Consider the following 4,815-nt stretch of genomic DNA (forward strand, 5'->3'; position numbering starts at 1 on the left):
GGCTGAGGCCCTGGATATGACCGATTTGAATGGCGGCGCGTTCTTCGACGCTGAGTTCGTGATAGGACATGGGGCAGCACCGTACCGGAAAGGTCAGGTGTTGCACTCAGTTTTTGCCGCCGCCCAGTCTATCTTACGCTTTCTAAACGAGGATCCTTACCTAGCGACTGATACAATTCAGATAAACGCAAGAAATGTATTTGATGAGTGTATCAGGAACGTCCCAAAAATTCGTAATGGCAAACCCCGCTTAACTGCACGATTTATAACCACTGGAAATTACCTTGCACCAAAAGAGTTTATTAATGCAATTACTGCTTTTGAAAAACAAATTAGTGATTTAGGGTATTTTTCTGAAGCGGATATTAAGTGCTTTGGCCGTAATGAGCTGACTGAGCTTTGGGTATCAACTTATTCTGGCATTACAGCACAACTTCCTCTTTTTGGTTCCGCTCCACTCCCTACGATTGCTGGCATTGAAGAAGCCTATTTGGTGGTTGCGCGAGCTGTAGACGTCGTAGCCAATTTATTGGTTGCAGAAGACGGCAGTCTTCGAACTCAGGTTTTTGAAGAAAACGTGCGGGCATATTTAGGCGGCGACAACATAGTTAACCAGTCGATTGCTGAAACACTTAATAGCAGCGTTACATCCACCCGCTTCCCGGTGCTAAACAACGGCATAACTATTGTCAGCCCAGACATTCGCTTGCAAGGCAACGTTTTGCATCTGGAGAATTTTCAAATTGTAAATGGCTGCCAGACCTCTAATATTCTTTATGAAAATAGAGGTCAATATGATGACAGGGTGATGGTTACACTCAAGGTAATTGAAACCTCCAGTGAGGATGTATTTTCGGAGTTGGTTAGGGCGACAAATAGTCAATCTAAGGTTGATGAAACTCAATTTCTAACACTTCGCCCTATAATAAAACGTGTCGAACAGCTATTTAATTCGTTTGAAGGGCAGGACGGACGCCTCTACTTTGAGCGCAGAGAAAAGCAGTACTTCGGGAAAGAGGTACCTGCCATTCGCACCTTCAACATTAATACTGTTGCCAAGTGTGTGGCTTCGATGTTCTGCCATCGTCCTGACTTGGCTTATCGCTACCCTAAAAAAATGTATGAGAGTCTTTCCGGTGTTATGTTCGATGAGGAAAATAAGGAGGTTATTTTTTATGCGTCGTGTCTAACATTGTATCGACTGCACTTGTATGTTGCCAGCAGCAACGTCCCTCAGAACATGAGAAGATTCAAGTGGCATATTCTTGTTTTAGTATGCGCGATTATTGCCGGCAAAGATAAACCTGCGCTCAAGTCAAAAAAAATGGAGGCTTATTGCCAGAAGATCATTGATAAACTCACCAAGCCCGGTGAGCACGCATTAGCGCCATTTAAACAAGCAGTGGAAATATTGGAGACGCTGGGAGAGATTTCAGACGATAGACTCAAAAGGCAGGTTGTCCTTGAGGAAATGCTTGCGGCAATACCTGATTCAACTCCGGCTAAAAAATCTAAACGCGCAGCTAAAGCTTAGATTTTAAATGGGCAATTTTAAGAAAACCTCTGGCCCTAATCACTAATTAATATAAAAAGGGCGTTATGCGCTCTTTTTTTTAGGGTATTAAAAGGGACATGAATCGCCCCTGACTTCCTAGATTATTGGTGACAAAGCAATTTTGACCAAGTGGCTGATTTTGGCTGCCCCATAAGCGGCCTCTGAAATCCAGCGCAAACCATCGTTTGCTGGGTATTCGTCAGGGCCAATGAATTCCGGCAGCTGGGTCAGAATGGCATCAGTGTCAACAGATAGTGCCTTGTGAGCGGCTTCGGCAGCGCGTGCCAGAACTTCGTTCGCACTTAAGCTCAATCCTCCCTGCCATTCCCTATAATCGTGACTAGCTGAGAAGCAGGTTGCCCATCGGTGGACGGCCTGACGCCCTTCACGCTTCTGTGCCCCAACAGCTGGCTCAAGGTGAGCCTCAAAAAATCCGAACGCGAGTGCGAATGTACCATTTTTGCTGGGCGATAATCGGCACCCCAAGTTCGGAGACAGCCGCCAAAAGCAGGGGAAATGAAGCTAAGTGCGCGAGTATTCCTCATTTTTTGACGCAATCTACTAGCCACTATTTTTCAGTCATCACGAGTTATCAGCGGGGATTTAAGCGCCCGAAGATTTCGTCAGGAATAGCTGAAGCTCACCATACTTGGGCGACGGGATTTGCGAAAGTGCAGTTTTGAAACGAGCGGCGGATAGTACTGAATTTATAATTTACTGGTCAATGCGAGCGGCCGCCAACCAATGCACGCTCCTCTCCTTACAGCGATGGTCTGGAGAGGAGTGGCAGTCGTCTATCGCCGAACAGCTAGGCAGTGTGACTTAAGATGCAGTATCGAAATCGTCTGATGCTATTTTTTATAGTGTGCCTTTAGGGCAACCCTTGGATGCATACTTATCAGCGCCAGTATATTTACATGTCCATACACCGGCGGTACTTCGCGACCAAACAACGCTACCTGCTGCTGCAATATTATCTTTGATAACACAGGAGATCGTGCCATCACCGGTGGCTGCCTGAGTCGTTGCGATAGTAGTGCAATTAGGTGTGCTGGTTTGTAATCCGATTCCAGCCGGCGAGATACTAGCCGCATTGCCTTCATTTACCATCACTTCGTATCCTGTCTTTCCAGGAGAAATCTCCGCTATTGCCGCACCAACCTTGGCTTTAGCCACATAATCAGAATACGCCGGGATAGCGAATGTTGCCAGAATCCCGATGATCGCAACGACTATGAGTAGTTCAATGAGCGTAAAACCCTGTTGTGCAGATTTCATCTACGAAATCCCTCTATGTATTTAACGGCAGAAATACCGTTTCTTGATGTAGGCAAGCAAGGCCTATGCCAGCCTCGGCAGGCAGTAGAACCGCCGCATAAAGCAACATCGTGTTCACTTAGCAAAATTTGTCATAGGTTTGATTGCGCCTTAATCAACATTGGCACAGCTTGGCATGTGCCATCGAATGCCAGGATATTCAGCGTGCTCCAATGTTGGCAAATCGCAAAAGAGAATTTATTTGCCCTCTGGCCACGACATGTCCTAGAGACGCGGCCTTGGCGATCCACATGATTCCAGTGTTCTCATCCTTGCAGACGCCACTGCCGCAGATGAAGCAGTTGCCGAGATGATGCATGGCATCAGGGTGCCCTTGATCGGCTGAAGCACCCCACCAATACAACGCAACTTCACGCTTTCCAAGTTCATCGAACAACTGGGCCAAATCGTTTTGCGCATCAGCGTTTCCCGCATCGGCCGAAACGATCAGATCAATGTCGTCATCGTTGAGCTGGACCGAAATAAAAGGAAGGACATGATCAAGTACAACCATTGTTCTTCCCCGATCGCTGCAGGTACGCCCTACGATGTTGGCGGACACTCTACGCCACCAGGTACGTTTGCTGTGCTCACTCATGGCTATTGCTGAATCCAGCCCTATCGATCGCATAATTTCTCCTTAGGGTTGAAATGGTCATGAGCGATTGGTTGCGAGCAGGAACGGTTTTGAGAACCGCCCTGCCGAAAAGATTTCGTCTTGCAACAATATGCCAGTTGTCTAAACAGGATATGATTTTAACTGAAAAATACGCAATATTTCTGCCGATGCTCTTACACCCAATCTATGACCTTGGCGAATGCACGATCCTCACCAAAAAACCTGCCCCTCTGGTAATCGCGAAATTGCACTGCACTTGACCACCTGTTTGCAGTCGGCCTGACCACCGATTCCAGCGGATTTGAACGGCACGCTTCGTAGCCATGACCGACAGAGAATGGCGAGAGATAGGCAATAGACATTACCGACGCCAAGGCGCTATCTCACCGTGACTGATAAGCATTAAGAATATTATCGTTACTAATCAATGGTTTAGCAGACCTATAATTAATAGAAAGCCTCATATGTGCAGCTTCAAGAGGCCCAAAATGGAAAAGCGGGTCAAGTACATACGGCCTTCATTCTATTCATATGAGAAAAAACTCACACGTTGACTATTAGATTACCTGTTGATCGAAGGCTGAATACCCAGCTAAGTCCGCAGCATGCGAGGTAACCGAGTAAGCTAATGCGCCCTTTTTGCTACCCCCTACCACCCCTCGCCAAACGCCAGGCACACGAATCCTTCCGCACGAAACGGATGGCCCAGCGGGAGCCGGAACGTGTGACGGATGCAAGACCGGGGGTAGCGAGGGGCAACTGGAGGGTCGAGGCGGTGAGGCGATCAGGGTGAGCTATTGGCGCCGACGTTGAATTGACCTAGTTACCGAGATGTCACTGGCCCAACCTAATACCTTGCGAAGCATATCCTGTGCTGAGTCTTTCCTATTGGAGGTGGGTCACCCCTGAGTCAGCATGTGGGTCAATTCGATGTCGGCGTCAACATTGTGTAGGCATTATCTCTGGGAGAGACCGCGAAACAAGGCGATTAACAACTTAATATGGATGAGCTCCAATGAAAGACAGAAAAATAATCAAGGCGGGCAAGGAGTTGCCCTTAGAAGAAACAGTAGAAGCACTCGTCGACACCTTCGTAACTAGCGGAGCTTTGAGCGCATTTCCAATAACCGGATCTGCAATTGGAATATTTAAAGCCATCAGAAGTTACAAAGCAGAGAAACTGGAAACGAAATTAAAAGGGGCGGTTGCAGGAGCTGAGTGCAACACGGTTATTGAATCGAAGTGGGAGTATCGTGCCGCATCGCAATGGCCTTTTGCATCACCTCACTCATCACTTCGATCGGACATTTGAAATCGAAGCGTT

At 47.4% G+C, this 4,815-nt stretch carries 4 protein-coding genes; 2 read left to right on the forward strand and 2 right to left on the reverse strand.

The annotated features are described in order from the left end of the window. The coding region (locus IMW75_RS26460; RefSeq protein WP_205894273.1) for an AIPR family protein at window positions 1-1,534 on the forward strand (1,534 nt) is incomplete at its 5' end. Between the two features lie 879 nt (window positions 1,535-2,413). Here IMW75_RS26460 and IMW75_RS26465 read toward each other — a convergent pair. Then, entirely contained in the window at window positions 2,414-2,833 is a 420-nt protein-coding gene (locus IMW75_RS26465) for a pilin (RefSeq protein ID WP_205894274.1), read from the reverse strand. A gap of 199 nt (window positions 2,834-3,032) precedes the next feature. Next, the gene (locus IMW75_RS26470; RefSeq protein ID WP_205894275.1) at window positions 3,033-3,434 is read right to left on the reverse strand and encodes a tetratricopeptide repeat protein; all 402 of its coding nucleotides are present in this window, start codon (window positions 3,432-3,434) and stop codon (window positions 3,033-3,035) included. Window positions 3,435-4,506: 1,072 nt separating this feature from the next. Between IMW75_RS26470 and IMW75_RS26475 the strand changes: the two genes are divergently transcribed. Then, window positions 4,507-4,803, forward strand: a complete 297-nt coding sequence (locus IMW75_RS26475) for a hypothetical protein (protein ID WP_205894276.1) — start codon at window positions 4,507-4,509, stop codon at window positions 4,801-4,803. Window positions 4,804-4,815: the final 12 nt, after the last annotated feature.

Origin of the sequence: Pseudomonas gregormendelii, from assembly GCF_017114825.1 — a bacterium.
GTDB classification, from domain to species: domain Bacteria; phylum Pseudomonadota; class Gammaproteobacteria; order Pseudomonadales; family Pseudomonadaceae; genus Aquipseudomonas; species Aquipseudomonas gregormendelii.

What these genes read in the sequence shown, in the direction of transcription:
- IMW75_RS26465 (WP_205894274.1), bottom strand. Translation starts at nt 2,833, where the DNA reads ATGAAATCTGCACAACAGGGTTTTACGCTCATTGAACTACTCATAGTC.
- IMW75_RS26475 (WP_205894276.1), top strand. Translation starts at nt 4,507, where the DNA reads ATGAAAGACAGAAAAATAATCAAGGCGGGCAAGGAGTTGCCCTTAGAA.